Source organism: Kitasatospora sp. NPDC056184 (assembly GCF_042268405.1).
GTDB lineage: Bacteria > Actinomycetota > Actinomycetes > Streptomycetales > Streptomycetaceae > Kitasatospora.
Genome location: NZ_JBHJUI010000013.1, coordinates 262,785 through 282,109 on the forward strand (window position 1 = coordinate 262,785; position 19,325 = coordinate 282,109).

A 19,325-nucleotide genomic window follows, 5' to 3' on the forward strand; every position below is an offset into this window, starting at 1 on the left:
GCGGCCCCGCAGGAATCGCGGGGCCGCCGTCCGATGGAACGCGGGTGTGGAACGCGCGTGGCCTACTCGGCGCCGGCCGGGGCCGTCTTGATCTCGATCGCGGCCTTCACCAGGCCCGCGAAGAGCGGGTGCGGGCGGGTCGGCCGGGACTTCAGCTCCGGGTGGGCCTGGGTGGCCACCAGGTAGGGGTGCACCTCGCGCGGGTACTCGACGTACTCGACCAGGTCGCCCTTCGGGGAGAGGCCCGAGAAGATCAGACCGGTCTTCTCCAGGTCGGCCCGGTAGGCGTTGTTGACCTCGTAGCGGTGGCGGTGGCGCTCCTCGACGTACTGCTCGCCGTTGTAGACCTCGCGGACGATCGAGCCCTCGGCGAGCTTGGCCGGGTACAGGCCCAGGCGCATGGTGCCGCCCAGGTCGCCCTTGCCGTCGACGATGGCCAGCTGCTCGGCCATGGTGGAGATCACCGGGTGCTTGGCGGCGGCGTCGAACTCGGTGGAGTTGGCCTCGGGCAGGCCGGCCAGGTTGCGGGCCGCCTCGATGACGACGCACTGCAGGCCCAGGCACAGGCCCAGCAGCGGCACCTTGTTCTCGCGGGCGAAGGTGATCGCGCCGACCTTGCCGTTGACGCCGCGGTCGCCGAAGCCGCCGGGGATGCAGATCGCGTCCACGTCGCCGAGCTGCTCGCGGGCGCCCTCGGGGGTCTCGCAGTCGTCCGAGGTGACCCACTTGATCTCGACCCGGGCGTTGTTGGCGAAGCCGCCGGCGCGCAGCGCCTCGGTCACCGACAGGTAGGCGTCCGGGAGGTCGATGTACTTGCCGACCAGGGCGACCTTGACGATGTGCTGCGGCTCGTGGACGCGGCGCAGCAGGTCGTCCCAGGTGGTCCAGTCCACGTCGCGGAACGGCAGGTCGAGGCGGCGGACGACGTAGGCGTCCAGGCCCTCGCCGTGCAGCACCTTGGGGATGTCGTAGATCGACTTGGCGTCGATGGCCGCGACCACGGCCTCCTCGTCGACGTCGCACATCAGCGAGATCTTGCGCTTGATGGCCTGCGGGACCTCGCGGTCGGCGCGCAGCACGATGGCGTCGGGCTGGATGCCGATGTTGCGCAGCGCGGCGACGGAGTGCTGGGTCGGCTTGGTCTTCAGCTCGCCCGAGGGACCGATGTAGGGGAGCAGGGAGACGTGCACGAAGAAGACGTTGTCCCGGCCGACCTCGTGGCGGACCTGGCGGACGGCCTCCAGGAACGGCAGCGACTCGATGTCGCCGACGGTCCCGCCGACCTCGGTGATCACCACGTCGACGTCCTCGGTCGCCATCCGGCGGATCCGGGACTTGATCTCGTTGGTGATGTGCGGGATGACCTGGACGGTGTCGCCCAGGTACTCGCCGCGGCGCTCCTTGGCGATGACGGTCGAGTACACCTGGCCGGTGGTGACGTTCGCCGAGCCGTGCAGGTTGGTGTCCAGGAACCGCTCGTAGTGGCCGATGTCGAGGTCGGTCTCGGCGCCGTCGTCGGTGACGAAGACCTCACCGTGCTGGAACGGGTTCATGGTGCCCGGGTCCACGTTGAGGTACGGGTCGAGCTTCTGCATCGTGACGCGCAGGCCGCGGGCCTTGAGCAGGGCGCCGAGGCTGGAGGCGGTGAGGCCCTTGCCGAGCGACGAGGCGACACCCCCGGTGACGAAGAGGTGCTTGGTCGTCACGGCGCGGCCGTTCGATGCCTTGCCGGAATGGGGCTGTGCCAAGAGGGGGCTCCCGTGGGTCGCGAGTCGAAGGTGACGTGGTGGGAGGCTCGCGGCTGCCGTTCCGACGAAGGAGGGGCGGTGCGGGGCACGGCGCCCTGGGGGTCGTCGGTTCGGCCGGTCCGGGGCGTTTGATCCCACCGGTCCACGGGATACCAGGGTAACAGTGACCCGGCTCGGACGCGTTCCGGGCCGCCCCCGCGCGGCGTCGCCGGGCCGGATTCCCGGGCGGGATCCGCCGGGACGCTCCCGGGGCGTACGCCGGGCGCGGCACCGGCGCACCACCCGGCGCACTTGTCACACGCGTCGCACCACCGGCCCGAGCGGGCCACCCCCCGGAGGCCCGGACCGGCTCGGCCGGGCCATCACGGATCCCCACTTCGTGCCATCCGGAGCTGATCCTTCCGAGCCATCCTGACGGCGCCCCTCGCGATGCGCGGTATTTCCGCCGAAATGCGCGGCGGCATCGCGCTGCGCCCGCGTGCTTCGCCCCTTTCGTCCGTCGTAAGCTGCTCGGACGCATCGCCGACAACACGAGCACGCGGAGGGCGTGGGAGGGTCAGGAACCTCTCGGTCCCCGATGCGCGACCGGACCTCCCCGTAATTTCCCGCTCTCCCCACCCACCCAGAGGCTCGACCGAGCCCTCGCGGACACTCCAGCAAGGCCCCCCACCACCCCACGGAGGGCCGGACGTCCCGGGGTGGCACCGGTCCCGCCGTACCCGCTGGCTCCCCCTCGGATCGCCGATGCGTCGTGACCACATTGCGAACTGGAGATCACGTGGCCGGCCGTATCGAGGACTACGCACTCATCGGGGACATGCAGACCGCCGCCCTCGTCAGCAGGGACGGCGCGGTGGACTGGCTCTGCCTGCCCCGATTCGACTCGCCGGCGGTCTTCGCCGGACTGCTCGGCACCGACGAACACGGCTTCTGGCGCATCGGTCCGGCCGAGGCCATGGCGGTCGACCTGCCCGCGCCCGTCCCCGCCGAACCGGCCGCCGGCCGGATCCGGCTCACCGACACCGGCGACCTGCGGATCCCGCCGGCCACCGCCGCCGCCCCCGCCGTACCCGCCGACCGCCGCCGCTACCGGGGCGACTCGCTGATCCTGGAGCAGGAGTGGGACGCCCAGGGCGGCACCGTCCGGGTGATCGACTTCATGCCGCCCCGCCCGCTCGCCGGCAAGGACGCCGTCCCGCAGGTGATCCGGATCGTCGAGGGCGTGACCGGCACCGTGCGGATGCGCTCCGCGGTGCGGATGCGGTTCAGCTACGGCCGGGTGGTCCCCTGGGTGCACCGGGTCGAGCAGGCCGACGGCGGGCACCGCACCGTCGCCGTGGCCGGGCCCGACTCGGTCTGGCTGGACGGCAAGGCCGACACCTACGGCCGCAACCTCACCACCTACGCCGACTTCACCGTCGCGGCCGGCGAGCGGATCGCCTTCGCGCTCACCTGGCAGGCCTCCCACCTGGAGCCGCCGAAGGCCCCGGACGCCGAGGAACTGCTCGACGCCACCGCCGACTTCTGGCACGAGTGGGTCGGCCAGTGCACCTACCAGGGCCCCTACCGGGAGGCCGTGGTCCGCTCCCTGATCACCCTCAAGGGCCTCACCTACGCCCCCACCGGCGGCATCGTCGCCGCCCCCACCACCTCGCTGCCCGAGGACATCGGCGGCGAGCGCAACTGGGACTACCGCTACACCTGGCTGCGCGACGCCGCGATCACCCTCTCCTCGCTGCTGCGCACCGGCTACCGCGAGGAGGCCCGGGCCTGGCGCGAGTGGCTGCTGCGCGCGGTGGCCGGCGACCCGGAGAACCTGCAGATCATGTACGGCATCGCCGGCGAGCGCGAGCTGACCGAGTCCTCGCTGGACTGGCTGCCCGGCTACGAGGGCTCCCAGCCGGTGCGGGTCGGCAACGGCGCGGCCGGCCAGCTCCAGCTCGACGTCTACGGCGAGGTCGTCGAGGCGCTGCACCTGGCCCACATGACCGGCCTGGTCCGCAACGACCACGCCCACCACCTCCAGCTGCGGCTCATCGAGTACCTGGAGGAGCACTGGCAGGAGCCGGACGAGGGCATCTGGGAGGTGCGCGGCCCGCGCCGGCACTTCGTCCACTCCAAGGTGATGGCCTGGGTGGCCGTCGACCGCACCATCAAGCTGCTGGAGCAGACCCCCGAGGACGCCCCGGCCGGCGGCCACCTGGAGCGCTGGCGCGACCTGCGCGACACCATCCACCGGGACGTCTGCGAGCGGGGCTACGACCCCGGCCGCAACACCTTCACCCAGTACTACGGCGGCAAGGAGCTGGACGCCTCGCTGCTGCTCATCCCGCAGGTCGGGTTCCTGCCGCCGGACGACAAGCGCGTCATCGGCACCATCGAGGCGATCCAGCGCGAACTCGCCACCGAGGACGGCTTCGTGCTGCGCTACCCCACCCACGACGAGAGCGGCAACAACGTCGACGGCCTCTCCGGCCACGAGGGCGCCTTCCTGGCCTGCTCGTTCTGGCTGGCCGACGACCTCGCGATGATCGGCCGGGTGCAGGAGGCCCGCGAGCTGTTCGACCGGCTGCTGTCGCTGCGCAACGACCTCGGGCTGCTCGCCGAGGAGTGGGACCCGCGGCTCAAGCGGCAGGTCGGCAACTTCCCGCAGGCCTTCAGCCACGTCCCGCTGATCGACACCGCGCTGCGGCTGACCGCCTGCGGCGGCGCCTACCTCTCCGCCCAGCCGGACGGCCTGGCCGCCGACCGGGCCGGCGAGCAGGCCACCGTCTGACCGGTTCCGGACGGCGAACGGGGCGGCGGCCCGCACCGGTCGGTGCGGGCCGCCGCCCTCGTGCACGCGGGTCCTACCGGTTGCGCTGCACCAGTTCGTCGTAGGTGCTGAGCACCTGGGCGACGGTGGCGGCCTCGTCCGGCCAGGTCTCGGCCTGCTGCCGGCCGGCCGACGCCAGTCGCTCGCGGCGCGCCGGGTCGGCCAGCAGCTCGCGCACCGCCCGGCCGATCGCCGCCGCGTCCCCGGGCGGGACCAGCACGGCGGCGTCGCCGACCAGCTCGGGGATGCCGCCGACGGCCGTGGCGACCACCGGCACGCCCGCCCGCATCGCCTCCTGGACCACCAGCGAACGGGCCTCCCAGCGGCTGGCGAGCACCAGCACGTCGGCGGCGGCCAGCAGGTCGGGCACGTCGGTGCGGTAGCCGAGCAGCCGCACCGGCAGCTTCTCGGCGGCCACCCGCTCACGCAGCCCGGCGGCCTCCGGGCCGTCCCCGGCGAGCAGCAGCAGCGGCCGCGGGTCCACCGCGGACAGCTCCCGGGCGGCGTCCAGCAGCAGCCCGAACGCCTTCTGCGGGACGAGCCGGCCGACCGCCAGGACCAGCGGCCGGTCCGGTCCCCCGCCGAGCACGCCGGCCCGGGCCTGCGCCCGCTCCATCCGGCCGTCGGGCATCGGCGGGGCGGCGACCGGGCCGAGCCGGGCGTCGGTGGCGCCGAGCTCGCGGGCCCGGGCGACCAGGTCCGAGGAGGCCCCGAGGACGAGGTCGGCGGCGCGCGCCACCCGGCGCTCCATCAGCCGCTGGAGGCGGCGCTCCATGCCGGTGGCGAGCAGCGCGTGGTGCGCGGTGACCACCAGCGGCGTCTCCGGGCGCAGGCCCGGGAAGCGGCCGGCGGTGCGCAGCGCGAGGTCGGACAGCAGCGCCGCGCGCAGGCCGTGGGCGTGCACCACGTCGGCGCCGGTGAAGGCGCGGCGCAGCTCGCCGATGGCGGTGGCGTCGCTGCGGGCGCCGGCGGTCGGGGTGATGTCCACCAGGTGGAACCGGGCGCCGGTGCGGGAGAAGCCGAACAGCGCGTCCGCGCCGGCGGGAGCACACACCGTGACGGCCACTCCGTGTGCGACCAGGCCCTGTGCCAGGGAGCGCACGTGCGCCCCGATGCCGCCCGTACTGGCGGCCATGACGAGCACCACGTGTAGCTGCCCCGGTTCGGGGGTGGCCGCGGCGGCCCGGGCGGCGGAATGGTCCACGTCGTCTCGCATCCGACTCGATCAACTACGCGCGCCCCGGACGGGGGTTTCCCGCCGGCGGCGCTCGGGACAGGTAGGCCAGTGTCCAGCGGCCACCATGCCAGGTCGGCGGCCCTCTTGGACAGTCGGCGCCCCCGGCGGGGCGCGTCGCGACCGGTCCGCGAGAGCCGCCCGCGCGGACCGGTCGCGCGCCCTAGCGGCGGCGGGGGGCGCGGGCCGCGGCGAGCAGTTCCTCGGCGTGCGCCCGGCCGAGCTCGGAGTCCTCCAGGCCGGCCAGCATCCGGGAGAGTTCGCGCACCCGCTCCTCGTCGTTCAGCACCTTGACACCACTGCGGGTCACGGTGCCGTCGTTGGTCTTCTCGACCACCAGGTGGCGGTCGGCGAAGGCCGCCACCTGCGGCAGGTGGGTGACCACGACGACCTGGGCGCTCTCGGCCAGCTTGGCGAGCCGGCGGCCGATCTCGACCGCCGCCTTGCCGCCGACGCCCGCGTCCACCTCGTCGAACAGGTAGGTGGGAACGGGGTCGGCGCCGGCGAAGACCACCTCGACCGCGAGCATCACCCGGGACAGCTCGCCGCCCGAGGCGCCCTTGGCGATCGGCCGGGGCTGGGCGCCGGGGTGCGGGGCGAGCAGCACCTCGACCTCGTCCACGCCGTGCGGGCCGTAGGCGACGGTCCGGCCCTCGACCTCGATCCCGGACAGGTCGTCGAGCCGGCTGATCGAGAAGGTCACCCGGGCGTGCGGCATGGCCAGCTCGGCGAGTTCGGCCGAGACGGCGTCCGCGAAGCGCCCGGCGGCGGACTGCCGGGCGGCCGACACCTCGACCGCGAGGTCGGCCAGGTCGGCGCGCAGCGCGGTCTCCCGGGCGCCGAGCTCGTCGATCCGGTCGTCGTCGCCGTCGAGTTCGGCCAGCCGCGCGGAGCCGGCCTCGGCCCAGGCGATCACCTCGGCCAGGGAGTTCTCCGGGCCGCCGTACTTGCGCAGCAGCTGGGCCAGGACGGACCGGCGGTCCTCGACGGCGGCGAGCCTGACCGGGTCGGCGTCCAGGTCGTCGGCGTAGCCGGCCAGGTCGCCGGCGACGTCGGCGAGCAGGTAGCCGACCTCGTTCAGCCGGTCGGCGAGGGCGGCGAGCCGCTCGTCGTGGTGGCGCACCGCGTCCACCGCGCGGCGGGCCTGGGCGAGCAGGGTGCCCGCGTCCAGCGCCTCCGGGTCGGCCGGGTCGCCGGCCAGCGCGGCGTGCGCCAGGGTGGCGGCCGAGGAGAGCGCGTCGGCGTGGCCGAGCCGCTCGGCCTCGGCGGACAGCTCCTCGTCCTCGCCGGCCACCGGTTCGGCGGCGGCGACCTCGTCGAGGCCGAAGCGCAGCAGATCGGCCTCCTGCGCGCGCTCGCGGGCCCGGGTGGTCAGCTCCTCCAGGGTGGCGGAGACCTCGCGCAGCCTCCGGTAGACCTCGCGGTAGCGGGCCAGCGGCTCGGCGACGGACTCGCCCGCGTACCGGTCGAGGGCCCCGCGCTGGCGGGCCGGGCGCAGCAGCCGCTGCTGGTCGGTCTGGCCGTGCACGGCGATGAGGTCCTCGCCGAGTTCGGCGAGGAGGCCGACCGGGACGGACCGGCCGCCGACGTGGGCGCGGGAGCGTCCCTCGGCGGAGACGGTCCGGCTGATCAGCAGCGCGCCGTCGTCCAGTTCGGCACCGGCCTCCACGGCCCGGGCGGCCGCCGGGGAGCCGGCGGGCAGTTCGAGGCGGCCCTCGACGACCGCGCGGTCGCTGCCGTTGCGCACCAGGCCCGGATCGGCGCGACCGCCGAGCAGCAGGCCGAGGCTGGTCACCACCATGGTCTTGCCGGCGCCGGTCTCACCGGTCACGGCGGTGAAGCCGGGGGCGAGCTCGACGACCGCGTCGTCGATGACCCCAAGATCCCGTATCCGCATCTCGTCCAACACGGAGACGACCTTACGAGGTTCCGGCCCCGCCGCGCGACGAGCGACAACGCCGCGCGGCAACTCCGCGCCTCGAAGTTCATCCGTTCCGGGAGTCCGCGGCCGCCGTTCCCGGCCCAGCGGCGGGGCCCGCGGCGGGTCCTGCCACGGGTTCCAGGACGGACTCCGCGACCGGTCCCGCAACCGGTCCCGCAACGGGAACGGTGCACCAGGGCAGGAAGAACTGCGCGAGCGGCCCGATCGCCAGCGCGTACGCGACCGTGCCGACGCCGACTGTGCCGCCGAGCTGGACGCCCGCGGCCAGCACGGTCAGCTCGATGCCGGTGCGGATCAGCCGCAGCGAGCGGCCGGTGCGCCGGTGCAGGCCGGTCATCAAGCCGTCGCGCGGCCCCGGGCCGAGCCGGGCGCCGATGTAGAGGCCGGTGGCCAGGCCGTTGAGGACGATCGCGCCGGCCATCAGCGCGATCCGCGCCGGGAGCGGGCCGGGGGCGTCGACGAGGCGCACGGTGGCGTCCATCGCGGCGCCGATCACCAGCACGTTGGCGACCGTGCCGAGGCCCGGCCGCTGGCGCATCGGTATCCACAGCAGCAGCACCAGCGCACCGCAGATCGTCACCCACGCTCCCACCGAGAGCCCGAAGGTGCCCTGGAGGCCCTGGTGGAAGACGTCCCAGGGGTCCAGGCCGAGGCCGGAGCGGAGCATCAGGCCCATGCTGGCGCCGTACAGCGCGAGGCCGACGAACAGCTGCGGCACCCGGCGGCCGAGCGCGTGGGTGTCGCCGAGCACCCGGACGGCGAGGCCCGGCCGCCCGGGGAAGGCGGCGGACCGGGACGGGGCAGCGGACGGGGACGGGGCGGCGGACGGGGACGGGCGGGTGCTCGCGGGGGTGGCCATGGATTCTCCGTGCGGGTGGTACTGCACCGTCGCGACACGCAGCCCCGGCGGTGGCGGACTCGACGGCCGCCCTGCCATGATGGCCAGGCCAATACGGCTCTTGACAGGGCCAATCCCCAGCAAGTGGACTGATGAGCCATGGCCGACTGGCAGACCACCGTGACGTCCCCGGCGCTCGCCCGGCTGCTCGCCACCGCGCGGCTGCCCGAACCGCCCGGCGCCGCCCGGCGCCCCGCCTACCGCACGCTGGCCGCCCGGGTCCGGCTGCTGGTCTCCGAGGGCCGGCTGCCGGTCGGCGCCCGGCTGCCCGCCGAACGCGAGCTCGCCCTCGCCCTGCGGCTCAGCCGCACCACGGTGGCCACCGCGTACGAGGCCCTGCGGGCGGAGGGCTACCTGCGCAGCCGGCGCGGCTCCGGCAGCTGGACCGCCCTGCCCGAGGGCTCGGCCCCGCCCAGCGACGCCCTGCACCCGGTGCCGCCGGACGAGCAGGGCCGCACCCTGGACCTCGGCGTCGCCGCGCTGCCCGCCCCGCAGCCCTTCCTCTCCGCGGCCGCCGCCCGTGCCGTCGAACAGCTGCCCGCGTACGCCGCCGGGCACGGCCACTACCCCACCGGCGTCCCGGTACTGCGCGAGGCGGTGGCCCGCCGCTTCACCGAGCGCGGACTGCCCACCACCCCCGACCAGATCCTGATCACCATCGGCGCGATGGGCGCCCTGCACCTGGTGCGGCAGGCCCTGCTCGGCCGCGGCGACCGGGTCGCCGTCGAGGCGCCCAGCTACGCGCACACCCTCCAGGCGCTGCGGCTCACCGAGGCCCGCCTGGTGCCCGTCCCGCTCACCCCCGCGTTCCGCTGGGACCTCGCCGAGTGGCGGCGGGTGCTGAGCGGGGCCGCGCCGAAGGCCGCCTACGTGATCCCCGACTTCCACAACCCCACCGGCGCGCTGATCGACGAGGAGCAGCGGCGCGAGCTGCTCGCCGCCGCCCGCTCGGCCGGGACCGTCGTGCTGGTCGACGAGACCACCGCCGAACTCGGCTGGGGCCTGCCGGAGGGCGTCGCCCCGCCCCGTCCGACGGCCGCCCTGGACCGCGCGGCCCAGGTGGTCACCGTCGGCTCGGCCGGCAAGCTGCTCTGGGGCGGCCTGCGGATCGGCTGGGTGCGCGCCGCCCCCGCCCTGGTCCGGCGGCTGGCCGGCACCCGGGTCTTCAGCGACGTCGGCGCGCCCGTCCTGGAGCAGCTGATCGCCGCCGAACTGCTGACCGCGGACCTGCCCGCCGTCCGCGCCCACCAGCTGACCCGGCTCCGGGACACCGCCGAGGCGCTGTCCGCCGCGCTGCGCGAGCAGCTGCCGCACTGGCGGTTCACCCTGCCGCCGGGCGGGCTCGCGCTCTGGGTCGCCACCGGCGGGGTGTCCGGCGCGGCCCTGGCCCGGGCCGGCGAACGCGCCGGGATCCGGATCGCCGCCGGCAACCGCTTCGGCTCCGACGGCGCCTTCGAGCACCACCTGCGGATCCCGCTCAGCGTGGCCGCCCCGGCCGTGCCGGACGCCGTCCGGCGGCTGGCCGAGGTCGCCGCCCGCGCCGAGGAGGCGGGGCGCTGGCAGGGCTCCGACGACACCCAGCCGCTCGCGGTCTGACGGCCCGCCGAAGTGGCGGACCGTCGGACCGCGTCGCTCAGTGGGTGTCGGCCCGGCCGCGCCAACCGGTCACCGGCAGGCCGAACTTCGCCACCAGCCGGTCGGTGAACGGCGCCCGGTGCAGCCGGGCCAGACGCACCGGCGTCTGCCCCCGGCGCACCTCCACCCGCGCCCCGGCGGGCAGCTCCACCGAACGCCGGCCGTCGCACCACAGCACCCCGTGCGGGGTCTTCGGCTGCACCTCGACCGCCAGCACCGAGTCCGGCGAGGCCACCAGCGGACGGGCGAACAGCGCGTGCGCGCTGATCGGCACCATCAGCAGCGCCTCCACCTCCGGCCAGACCACCGGCCCGCCGCCGGAGAACGCGTACGCGGTCGACCCGGTCGGCGTCGCGCACACCACCCCGTCGCAGCCGAAGTTGGAGACCGGGCGGCCGTCCACCTCGGTCACCACTTCCAGCATCCGCTCCCGGGAGGCCTTCTCGATCGAGGCCTCGTTCAGCGCCCAGTCGTGGTGCACCACGTCGCCGTTGGTGCGGACGATCACGTCGAGGGTCATCCGCTCCTCGACCTCGTAGTCGGCGTCGACCACCCGCTCGACCACCACCGCCAGGTCGTCCCGCTCCGCCTCGGCCAGGAAGCCGACCCGGCCCAGGTTGATGCCGAGCATCGGCAGGCCGTGCTCCCGGGCCAGCTCGGCCCCGCGCAGCAGCGTCCCGTCCCCGCCCGCGACCAGGATCAGCTCGCAGCCGTCCGCCGCGCCGGGGCCCCCCGGCACCGTCTCCACCCCGTCCGGCAGGTCCAGGTCGACCGCCTCGGCGGCCAGCAGTCTGATCCGGATCCCCGCCTTGAGCAGTCCGTGCACCAGTCCTTCGACGCTGCGCAGGGCCGCCTCACGGCCCGTGTGCGCGATCAGGAAGACCGTACGTTCATCACTCATGCCCGCTGCCCTCTCCCTACGCCGGCCGGGTCCCCGTCGTGCCCGGTACGGCCGCGCCACCCAGCATGACGGACCGGACGTCCGCAGAGCACCCTATCGGGGGCCTTCGGCGACGGCCCGGTCCGCCTCCGCGGGATCCAGCGGGGGCGCGTCCCGGCGCATCCAGAGGAAGTACTCGACATTTCCGGACGGGCCGGGCAGGGGGCTCGCGGTGACCGCCCGCACGCCCAGTCCGAGCTCCCATGCGTGCCCCGCCACCTGGCGCACCATCTCGGCGCGCAGCTGCGGGCTGCGCACCACCCCGCCGCTGCCCAGCCGCTCCTTGCCGATCTCGAACTGCGGCTTGACCATCAGCACCAGGTCCGCGTCCTCGGCGGCGCAGCCGGCCAGGGCGGGCAGCACCAGGCCCAGCGAGATGAACGACAGGTCGCCGACCACCAGGTCGACCTTGCTGCCGCCGATCATGTCCGGCGTCAGCTCGCGCACGTTGGTGCGGTCCATCACGGTGACCCGCTCGTCGCTCTGCAGCGACCAGGCCAGCTGCCCGTAACCGACGTCCACCGCCAGCACGTGCGCGGCCCCGGACCGCAGCAGCACGTCGGTGAACCCGCCGGTGGACGCGCCCGCGTCCAGCGCCCGGCGGCCCTCGACGACCAGGCCCTGCGGGACGAACGCCGCGAACGCCCCGGCCAGCTTGTGGCCGCCGCGCGAGACGTAGTCGGGGTCGTTGTCGTCCTTGGCCACCACGACCGCCGCCGAGGTCTCCACCTGGGTGGCCGGCTTGGTCGCGGTGGTCCCGCCGACGGTCACCCGGCCGGCCGCGATCAGCTCGGAGGCGTGCTCCCGCGACCGGGCCAGCTTGCGGCGGACCAGCTCCGCGTCGAGTCGGCGTCGTGCCACTGCCACTGGTGTTTCAGCTCCTACGGGTGGTTCTCGTTCGCCCGGTCAGTCCCGGTCGAGGGCGGCCAGGGTGTCGGCCAGCCGCTGATGGACATCTTCGTACACGGCGACGTGCGCGTCGGTCGGCACCCCGTCCAGCGCCTCCAGCCGGGCCAGGCCGGCGTCCACCGCCGGGTGGCCGGTCGGGGTCAGGTCGACGCCGAGCGGCAGCGGCTCACCGGTGCCGGGCCCGGACGGGGGCGCGGGGGTCGGGGCGGGACCGGACGGGAGCTCCGGTTCAGGCATCGGGCTTCTTCGTGGTGGTCCGGCGGACGGTGGTCCGGCGGGTCGCGGTCCGCTTGGCGGGCGGCTGGTCCTGGCCGGCGGCCTCGCCGGTCGGCTGCGCCGCCGGGGTCCGCTCGGCGGTCGCGGTCTTCTTCACGGCGGTCTTCTTGACGGCCGTCTTCTTCACCGCGGTCTTCTTCGCGGCCGTCTTCTTCGCGGCGGCCGGCTTCTTCGCCGCGGCGGTCTTCTTGACCGCGGCCTTCTTCACCGGGGCGGCCTTCGCGGCCGGAGCCTCCGGAGCCACCGGGACCACCGGGACCACCGGGGCCGTCCGGGCCGGCGGCACCGGCGGGTCGACCTCCACCGGCTCGTCCACCGCTATCCGCTCGGCCTCCGCCGAGTCCGCCGTCTCCCGCTCCCAGCCGTCCTCGAACAGCCCGCCGGCCCGGGGCGCGGGCGCGGTCGGCGCGGCGCCGTCCCGCTCCGCCGCGTCGTCCTCCTCGACCTCGCGCAGCTTGTTCTCCAGGTAGGCGAGCACGACCCCCACCTTGGTCACCTGGTCGCCGACCCGCTCGAAGGCCTTCTCGACCTCGCCGCGCGCCACCCCCACCGCGAGGTCCACCCCGGCCCGCCCGGCGGTCACCGCCTCCTCCGCCAGCGTCTGGAGCGACTGCGCCGACGGCGGGAACTGCCCGCCCAGCCGGCGCTCCACCTCCGCGACGTCGATCCCGCCCTTCTCCAACAGGCCGGCCGCCGTCCCGACGACCCGCTTGCCGACCTCCTCCACCAGTACGGCCGCGGCCGCCACCGCTCCTCGCACCGTCCTCGGCAGCATCCAGGTGCCTCCCATTCGCCTGCGCCCATTCTCCTGCGCGCATCGCTCCGTCACGTCGACGCCCGGACGAATCCGGGCATCCCACAGACGACGCTACCGCCAAACACGCCCTGCGGTACCGTGGCCCGGCAGTCACCCGCCGCCGGGCCCGGCCGACCGCCGGAGCGCCGCGGCCCGCCGAAGGAGGGGACCCGCCGCCATGGCCGACGCCGAGGAGTGCCGCGAGGCACTGGAGCAGCTCAGCCGCAACCTCGCCAAGGCCACCGGCGACGTCCGCAAGGCCGCCGAGCTGGACCGCTCGCTGAGCTGCCGGATCACCGACCTCGACCTCACCTTCACCGGGCGGCTGCGCGAGGGCAGCATCCAGGGCCTCGACGAGGCCCCCGGCAGCCCCGCCGGGAAGGCCGACATCCGGCTCACCATGAGCAGCGACGACCTGGTCGCCCTGGTCGGCGGACGGCTCAACTTCGCCTCCGCGTGGGCGACCGGCCGGGTCAGGCTGGAGGCCGGCTTCCGCGACCTGCTGCGGCTGCGCACCCTGCTCTGACCCGGCCGGACATCAGGCCCAGGCCTCAGCCCCCAGGCCTCAGAAGCCCAGCTCGGCCAGCGCCTTCCGACCGTCGACCGGCTCGCCGTCCGCGTCCAGCGCCGTCCACGCCGCCGCGCACAGCGCGCGCAGCCCGTCCCAGCGGTCCGCCCCGACGCCCTCCAGCCGCAGCACGCCGTCCTGCGCCACCGCGTCGAACCCGCCGCAGGAGAACCCGCCGCCCGGCCGGGCCGTGACCGCCGGGTGCCCGGTCAGCAGCCCCCGCAGGTCCGCCGCCAGATAGGTCGGCCGGTGCTCGGCCGGGGCCGCCAGCAGCTCCGCCGGGGTCGTCACCCCGGTGAAGACCAGCAGGCTGTCCACCCCGCCGTTGAACGCGCCCTCGATGTCGGTGTCCAGCCGGTCGCCGACCACCAGCGGCCGCTTCGCGCCCGTCCGCAGCACCGTCTCCCGGTGCATCGGCGGCAGCGGCTTGCCCGCCACCTCCGGCTCCACCCCGGTCGCCGCCCGCACGGCCGCCACCAGCATCCCGTTGCCCGGCGCGATCCCGCGCGCGGTCGGCACCGTCACATCGGTGTTGGACGCCACCCACGGCAGCCCGGACTGCACCGCGTACGAGGCCTCCGCCAACTGCGCCCAGCCCACCGAGGCGTCGAAGCCCTGGACCACGGCCAGCGGCTCCTCGGCCAGCGTCCGCACCGTGACGAGCCCGCGCTCGGCCAGCGCCTCCTCCAGCCCGAGGCCGCCCACCACCAGCACCTTCGCCCCGGCCGGCAGCTTGTCGGCGAGCACCCGGGCCGCCGCCTGCGCGGAGTTGATCACGTCCGCCGGCTCGGCCGGCACGCCCAGCTCGCTCAGGTGCGCGGCCACCACCCGGGGCGGGCGGGAGGCGTTGTTAGTCACGTACGCCAGCCGCATCCCGTCCGCGCGGGCCGCCGCCAGCGCGTCCACGGCGTGCTCGATCGCGTTCGGTCCGGCGTACACCACGCCGTCGAGGTCCAGCAGCGCCGTGTCGTACGCCTCGGTCAGCGGCAGCTCGCTGCCGCCCGGGGCGGTCCGTCGCACGGTGGTGGCCGTCTCGGTCATGCCTGCTCTACCTCACTCATCGCGTCAGTCGTGCTCGTCGGTGCTCGTCCGCGCCGTCGGCGCCACGGGTACCGGCCGTCCGGGCTCAGCCGTCCCGCCGGTCCCGCTCACCCGTCGGCTCCGGGCCCGCCGTGGTTCCCGGCTCCGGTCCGGAAGCCCGGTCCTCCCGCGGGTGCTCCGCCCCGGCCGGCGGCTCCAGGTACCCCGGAGCGCCCGGCAGCAGCGGGCCGAACGCCCCGGCCCGGGCCGCCAGCGTCGCCCGGGTCTGCCGCAGCGCGGCCCGGTAGTGGTCGGTGTCCGGCCGCATCGCCACGGCCAGCGCCAGGTGCTCGGCGGAGGTCTCGAAGTCCCCCAGCCGGGCCGCCGCCACACCCCACCCGAACTGAGCGTAGTCGTCCGAGGGATCCGCCAGCGCCACGGCCCGGAAGTTCTCCAGCGCCGCCGCGTACGAGCCCGCGTCGTACTGCGCCCGGGCGAGCGCCTCCCGGATGCTGCGCGAGGACGGCTCCACCGCGGCCGCCCGCGCCAGCAGCTGCTCGGCCGCCGCCGGGTTGCCCTGGGCGAGCAGCTTCACCCCCCGGCGGAACCATTCGTAGACGTCCCCCACCGGCTCCCCGGACCGCCGCTGCTCCGGCACGCCACCGTCACCGGCCCCGCCACCTGCGGTGTCGTCCACCCACTCGTCGCCCTCGCGCACGCCGTACCTCGCCCTCGGTCACGACACCCGCCCGCCGGACCGGCACGGGTGTTCCGATCTCTGAACAACGCGTACCCGGTTACGATGCCCAGAATGAGCACACCCAGTGCAGAAAGCGGAGTGGAGTCTCCGCACGGCGGCCCCGGCGATCCCGGGCACGTCGCCACCGCAGGTCTGTCCCTGTCCCCCTTCCGCGGCCTGAGGTACGTCCCCGACCGGGTCGGCGCCCTGGCCGCCGTCACCTCACCGCCGTACGACGTCGTCGACCCCGGCCGCCGGCTCGACCTGGAGACCGCCGACCCGCACAACGTGGTCCGGCTGATCCTGCCCCGCCCCGAGCCGGAGGACACCGGCGACCGCCCCGACCGCGACACCCGCTACCGGCACGCCGCCCGGCTGCTGCGCGAGTGGCAGCGCGAGGGCGTCCTGGCCCCCGACCCGGTCCCGGCGCTGTACGTCTACGAGCAGCGCGTGCCCGCCTCCGGGGACACCCCCGAGGTGCTGCAGCGCGGGCTCATCGGCGCCCTCGCGGTCAGCGGCAGCGAGGCCGGCGTGGTCCTCCCCCACGAGGACGTGATGCCCCGGCCGGTCGCCGACCGGGTCGGCCTGATGCGCACCACCCGGGCCAACCTCGAACCGCTGCTGCTCACCTACCGCGGCGACGGCGGGGCGTCCGGCGTGGTCGAACGCGCGGTGCACGGCGAGCCGCTGCTCACCACGACCACCTCCGACGGCACCCACCACCGGCTCTGGGCGGTCACCGACCCGGCCGAGATCGCCGCGGTCGGCCGCGACCTGGCCACCTGCCGGGCCCTGATCGCCGACGGCCACCACCGCTGGGAGATGTACCTGCGCCTCCAGCGCGAGCACCGCCACCTGCCGCGCAGCCCCTGGGACCGCGGTCTGGTGCTGCTGGTCGACACCGCCCGCTACCCGCTGCGGGTGCGGGCCATCCACCGGGTGCTGTACCGCCTGCCGGTCGCCGAGGCCCTGCGGCGGCTCGGCGACCAGTGGCAGGTCAAGGAGGTCCCCGGCCCGCTGGAGACCGCCCTGCAGGCCCTCGCGGAGCAGAAGCGGCACGGCGGCAGCGGATTCCTGCTCACCGGCGGGGACGGCGTCTACCGGCTCGTCGGCGACCCCGACGAGACCCTGCTCGACGCCACCGTGCCGCACGACAAGCCCGAGGAGTGGCGCCACCTGGACGCCACCGTGCTGCACACCACCCTGCTCGACCACACCTGGCGGATCCCCGACGGTCCCGACGACATCGGCTACCTGCACACGGCGGTCGCCGCCGAGCGCGAGGCCGCCCGCACCGGCGGGACGGCCGTCCTGCTGCACCCGGTGCGGGAGAGCGTGGTCCGCCGGCTCGCCGAACAGGGCGTCACCATGCCGCGCAAGTCCACCTCCTTCGGCCCGAAGCCGGCCACCGGGCTGGTGCTGCGCAACCTCGAACTCGGCTGACCCGTCCGACACGCAGTGAGGCCCTGCCGCACTCCGGGATCTCCCGGGGCGCGGCAGGGCCTCACTCGTCATCGGGTCCGACGACTACTTGTCGGACTCCTCAGCCTTGTCGGCCTTGTCGGCCTGCTCCGCGTCGGAGGCGCGCTCGGGGACCACGCCGTCGAACTCCTCGTCGATCTCGAGGTCGTCCTCGTCGTAGTACTCCTCGACGTCCTCCTCGTCCTCGAAGATGACCTGCTCGTCCGAGACCTCGGCGCCCTTGCGGCGGACCGGCTCGGCGGAGGCCTGCTCGGCCTCCTCCTCGGCGAGCTCCGGGTCGAGGGCGTCCACGAACTCGACGCCGTCGATCTCGGCGAGGCGCTCGGAGGCGTTGGTGGTGCCGTCGGTGTCCGCCTCGGCGGCCTTGGCGAACCAGTCACGGGCCTCCTCGCCACGGCCGGCCGCGATCAGCGCCTCGGCGTACGCGTACCGCAGGCGCGCGGTCCACGGGTGGACGGCGGGCGAGGCCAGCTCGGGGCTCTGCAGGGTGACGACGGCCGCGTCGAACTGCTCCATGTCGGCGCGCGCACCGGCCGCGACCAGGCGCATCTCGACCTGGCCGGCCTTGTCCAGCTGCTTGACCTCGGGCTCGCCGGCCATCGCCAGGGCCCGCTCCGGGCGGCCCAGGCCGCGCTCGCAGTCGGCCATGACCGGCCACAGGTCCGCCCGGCCGGTCATCCGGCGGGCGGCGCGGAACTCGGTCAGCGCCTCGGAGTAACGCTGGGTCACGTACGAGGCGAAACCGGCCGCCTCACGGACGGCGGCGACGCGGGAGGCCAGCCGCAGCGCGACGCGCGAGTACTGGTAGGCCTCCTCCGGCTCGCTGTCGAGCAGGCGGGCGACCATCACCAGGTTGCGGGCGACATCGTCGGCGAGCGTCTTGGGCAGGCTCTTGAGCTCCTGGCGCACGTCCGCGTCGATCTCGAAGCCGGTGACGTCCTCCGGGATCGGCAGGCGCTTGACCGGCTCGTAGTTGCCACGGCGGTCGTCCTGGTCCCGGCCGCCGCGCTCGTCACGGCCACCGCGGTAGCCGCCCCGGTCACCCCGGTCGTCCCGACGGAAGCCGCCACGGTCGCCACCGCGCTCGTCGCGGCCGCCGCGGTAGCCACCGCGGTCGCCACCACGGTCACCCCGGTCGTCACGACGGAACCCACCACGGTCGCCACCACGGTCGTCGCGGCCGCCACGGTCGTACCCGCCCGAGGGACGGTCGTCGCGACGGAAGCCGCCGCCGGCCGGGCGGTCGTCGCGGCGGAAGCCGCCACGGTCGTCGCGGTCGCGGAACGGACGGTCCTCACGACGCGGACGGTCATCACGGTCGTCCCGACGGAACCCACCCGGACGGTCGTCACGACGGAAGCCACCGCCGGCCGGACGATCGTCACGACGGAACCCGCCGCGGTCGCCACCGCCCTGGTACCCGCCCGAGGGACGGTCATCCCGACGGAAGCCGCCACGGTCGCCACCGCGGTCGTCGCGGTCGCGGAACGGACGGTCCTCACGACGCGGACGGTCATCACGGTCGTCCCGACGGAACCCGCCCGAGGGACGGTCATCGCGGCGGAAGCCACCGCCGGCCGGACGGTCGTCACGACGGAAGCCACCGCGGTCGCCACCGCCCTGGTACCCACCCGAGGGACGGTCGTCACGACGGAAACCGCCGCCGGCCGGACGATCGTCACGACGGAACCCACCGCGGTCGCCACCACGGTCATCGCGGCCGCCACGGTCGTACCCGCCCGAGGGACGGTCGTCACGGCGGAAGCCACCGCGGTCGCCACCGCCCTGGTACCCGCCCGAGGGGCGGTCGTCGCGGCGGAAGCCGCCACGGTCGCCACCGCGGTCGTCGCGGTCCCGGCCGTACCCGCCGGACGGGCGGTCGTCGCGGCGGTCGTCGCGGCGCGGACCACGGTCGTTCGACCAGCCCCCGCGAGACCGGGGCTCGTAGCCGCGGCCGTCGTCCGATCGACGCTCGGGACGGTCCTGAGGCTGGTTCGCCATCGTGGTGACTCCTTCTGCTGCTTCATCTCCACCGCGGACTGGGCAGCACCACTGCCCTCACGCGGTTCGGCGCCGGCCTTCTGGCCGTGCACCATCTCCATTGTCCGGCATCCCGGGACACCCCGCGTCTGGGCGGAAGTCCCGTTCTGCCGGTCGTGCACACCTGCGCACATAACGCAAAAAAGCCGCGGCCCCCAGCGATTCGCTGGGGGCCGCGGCTTTGAATAATTGTTCGGCGGCGTCCTACTCTCCCACAGGGTCCCCCCTGCAGTACCATCGGCGCTGTGAGGCTTAGCTTCCGGGTTCGGAATGTAACCGGGCG

The 19,325-nt window shown here is 75.1% G+C and carries 15 protein-coding genes, 1 rRNA gene and 1 pseudogene; 4 read left to right on the plus strand and 13 right to left on the minus strand.

Features of this window, described 5'->3' with window-relative positions; all coding sequences use genetic code 11:
* Positions 1-62 precede the first annotated feature (62 nt).
* Positions 63-1,748, minus strand: a complete 1,686-nt coding sequence (locus ACFC0B_RS25870) for a CTP synthase (protein WP_376090274.1) — start codon at positions 1,746-1,748, stop codon at positions 63-65.
* A gap of 778 nt (positions 1,749-2,526) precedes the next feature.
* Here ACFC0B_RS25870 and ACFC0B_RS25875 point away from each other — a divergent pair.
* Positions 2,527-4,524, plus strand: a complete 1,998-nt coding sequence (locus ACFC0B_RS25875; protein WP_376090277.1) for a glycoside hydrolase family 15 protein — start codon at positions 2,527-2,529, stop codon at positions 4,522-4,524.
* A 73-nt stretch (positions 4,525-4,597) separates the two neighbouring features.
* On the opposite strand, the gene ACFC0B_RS25880 is transcribed toward ACFC0B_RS25875, so the two are convergent.
* The 3 genes from ACFC0B_RS25880 to ACFC0B_RS25890 all read right to left on the minus strand — a co-directional run bounded on the left by ACFC0B_RS25880 (position 4,598) and on the right by ACFC0B_RS25890 (position 8,415).
* Positions 4,598-5,779: a glycosyltransferase family 4 protein gene (locus tag ACFC0B_RS25880; RefSeq protein WP_376090280.1), complete on the minus strand. Its 1,182-nt coding sequence runs from the start codon at positions 5,777-5,779 to the stop codon at positions 4,598-4,600.
* A 181-nt stretch (positions 5,780-5,960) separates the two neighbouring features.
* Positions 5,961-7,694 (minus strand): DNA repair protein RecN, encoded by a 1,734-nt coding sequence (recN, locus tag ACFC0B_RS25885; protein WP_376090339.1) that lies wholly within the window; start codon positions 7,692-7,694, stop codon positions 5,961-5,963.
* A gap of 88 nt (positions 7,695-7,782) precedes the next feature.
* A complete protein-coding gene (locus tag ACFC0B_RS25890; protein WP_376090342.1) occupies positions 7,783-8,415 on the minus strand; it encodes a YitT family protein in 633 nt (210 codons plus the stop codon).
* Positions 8,416-8,736: 321 nt separating this feature from the next.
* On the opposite strand from ACFC0B_RS25890, the gene ACFC0B_RS25895 reads away from it, so the two are divergent.
* Positions 8,737-10,233 carry a PLP-dependent aminotransferase family protein gene (locus tag ACFC0B_RS25895; protein ID WP_376090283.1) on the plus strand — a complete coding sequence of 499 codons (1,497 nt, stop codon included), beginning with the start codon at positions 8,737-8,739 and terminating at the stop codon, positions 10,231-10,233.
* A gap of 37 nt (positions 10,234-10,270) precedes the next feature.
* Here ACFC0B_RS25895 and ACFC0B_RS25900 read toward each other — a convergent pair whose 3' ends face one another.
* The 4 genes from ACFC0B_RS25900 to ACFC0B_RS25915 form a co-directional block, all read right to left on the minus strand.
* A complete protein-coding gene (locus ACFC0B_RS25900; RefSeq protein ID WP_376090286.1) occupies positions 10,271-11,173 on the minus strand; it encodes an NAD kinase in 903 nt (300 codons plus the stop codon).
* A 93-nt stretch (positions 11,174-11,266) separates the two neighbouring features.
* Positions 11,267-12,073 carry a TlyA family RNA methyltransferase gene (locus tag ACFC0B_RS25905; protein WP_376090345.1) on the minus strand — a complete coding sequence of 269 codons (807 nt, stop codon included), beginning with the start codon at positions 12,071-12,073 and terminating at the stop codon, positions 11,267-11,269.
* A 45-nt stretch (positions 12,074-12,118) separates the two neighbouring features.
* Positions 12,119-12,358, minus strand: a complete 240-nt coding sequence (locus ACFC0B_RS25910) for a hypothetical protein (RefSeq protein ID WP_376090289.1) — start codon at positions 12,356-12,358, stop codon at positions 12,119-12,121.
* Positions 12,351-13,172: a hypothetical protein gene (locus ACFC0B_RS25915; RefSeq protein WP_376090292.1), complete on the minus strand. Its 822-nt coding sequence runs from the start codon at positions 13,170-13,172 to the stop codon at positions 12,351-12,353. The genes ACFC0B_RS25910 and ACFC0B_RS25915 overlap by 8 nt, the downstream gene beginning before the upstream one ends.
* A gap of 199 nt (positions 13,173-13,371) precedes the next feature.
* On the opposite strand from ACFC0B_RS25915, the gene ACFC0B_RS25920 reads away from it, so the two are divergent.
* Positions 13,372-13,719, plus strand: coding sequence for an SCP2 sterol-binding domain-containing protein (locus ACFC0B_RS25920; RefSeq protein ID WP_376090295.1), 348 nt, complete (start codon positions 13,372-13,374; stop codon positions 13,717-13,719).
* A gap of 39 nt (positions 13,720-13,758) precedes the next feature.
* Here ACFC0B_RS25920 and ACFC0B_RS25925 read toward each other — a convergent pair whose 3' ends face one another.
* Positions 13,759-14,802, minus strand: a complete 1,044-nt coding sequence (locus ACFC0B_RS25925) for an HAD-IIA family hydrolase (protein ID WP_376090298.1) — start codon at positions 14,800-14,802, stop codon at positions 13,759-13,761.
* 85 nt (positions 14,803-14,887) lie between these two features.
* Positions 14,888-15,499 (minus strand): tetratricopeptide repeat protein, encoded by a 612-nt coding sequence (locus ACFC0B_RS25930; protein WP_376090301.1) that lies wholly within the window; start codon positions 15,497-15,499, stop codon positions 14,888-14,890.
* Positions 15,500-15,592: 93 nt separating this feature from the next.
* Between ACFC0B_RS25930 and ACFC0B_RS25935 the strand changes: the two genes are divergently transcribed.
* The gene (locus tag ACFC0B_RS25935; protein ID WP_376090303.1) at positions 15,593-16,963 is read left to right on the plus strand and encodes a DUF1015 family protein; all 1,371 of its coding nucleotides are present in this window, start codon (positions 15,593-15,595) and stop codon (positions 16,961-16,963) included.
* Between the two features lie 84 nt (positions 16,964-17,047).
* Here the strand turns inward: ACFC0B_RS25935 and ACFC0B_RS25940 are convergent, their stop codons facing one another.
* The 3 genes and pseudogenes from ACFC0B_RS25940 to rrf form a co-directional block, all read right to left on the minus strand.
* Complete coding sequence (locus ACFC0B_RS25940; protein WP_376090348.1) at positions 17,048-17,956, minus strand: hypothetical protein; 909 nt, start codon at positions 17,954-17,956, stop codon at positions 17,048-17,050.
* A 162-nt stretch (positions 17,957-18,118) separates the two neighbouring features.
* A pseudogene (locus ACFC0B_RS25945) lies at positions 18,119-19,024 on the minus strand (hypothetical protein); the annotation flags it as partial.
* Positions 19,025-19,233: 209 nt separating this feature from the next.
* Positions 19,234-19,325, minus strand: a 5S ribosomal RNA gene (gene rrf / locus ACFC0B_RS25950); the annotation flags it as partial.

Bases quoted from the DNA above. Each gene is read 5' to 3' on its own strand.
- ACFC0B_RS25880 (WP_376090280.1), bottom strand. From the start codon at position 5,779: ATGCGAGACGACGTGGACCATTCCGCCGCCCGGGCCGCCGCGGCCACC.
- ACFC0B_RS25900 (WP_376090286.1), bottom strand. From the start codon at position 11,173: ATGAGTGATGAACGTACGGTCTTCCTGATCGCGCACACGGGCCGTGAG.
- ACFC0B_RS25920 (WP_376090295.1), top strand. From the start codon at position 13,372: ATGGCCGACGCCGAGGAGTGCCGCGAGGCACTGGAGCAGCTCAGCCGC.
- ACFC0B_RS25925 (WP_376090298.1), bottom strand. From the start codon at position 14,802: ATGACCGAGACGGCCACCACCGTGCGACGGACCGCCCCGGGCGGCAGC.
- ACFC0B_RS25890 (WP_376090342.1), bottom strand. From the start codon at position 8,415: ATGGGCCTGATGCTCCGCTCCGGCCTCGGCCTGGACCCCTGGGACGTC.
- ACFC0B_RS25915 (WP_376090292.1), bottom strand. From the start codon at position 13,172: ATGCTGCCGAGGACGGTGCGAGGAGCGGTGGCGGCCGCGGCCGTACTG.
- ACFC0B_RS25935 (WP_376090303.1), top strand. From the start codon at position 15,593: ATGAGCACACCCAGTGCAGAAAGCGGAGTGGAGTCTCCGCACGGCGGC.
- ACFC0B_RS25910 (WP_376090289.1), bottom strand. From the start codon at position 12,358: ATGCCTGAACCGGAGCTCCCGTCCGGTCCCGCCCCGACCCCCGCGCCC.
- ACFC0B_RS25895 (WP_376090283.1), top strand. From the start codon at position 8,737: ATGGCCGACTGGCAGACCACCGTGACGTCCCCGGCGCTCGCCCGGCTG.
- recN (WP_376090339.1), bottom strand. From the start codon at position 7,694: ATGCGGATACGGGATCTTGGGGTCATCGACGACGCGGTCGTCGAGCTC.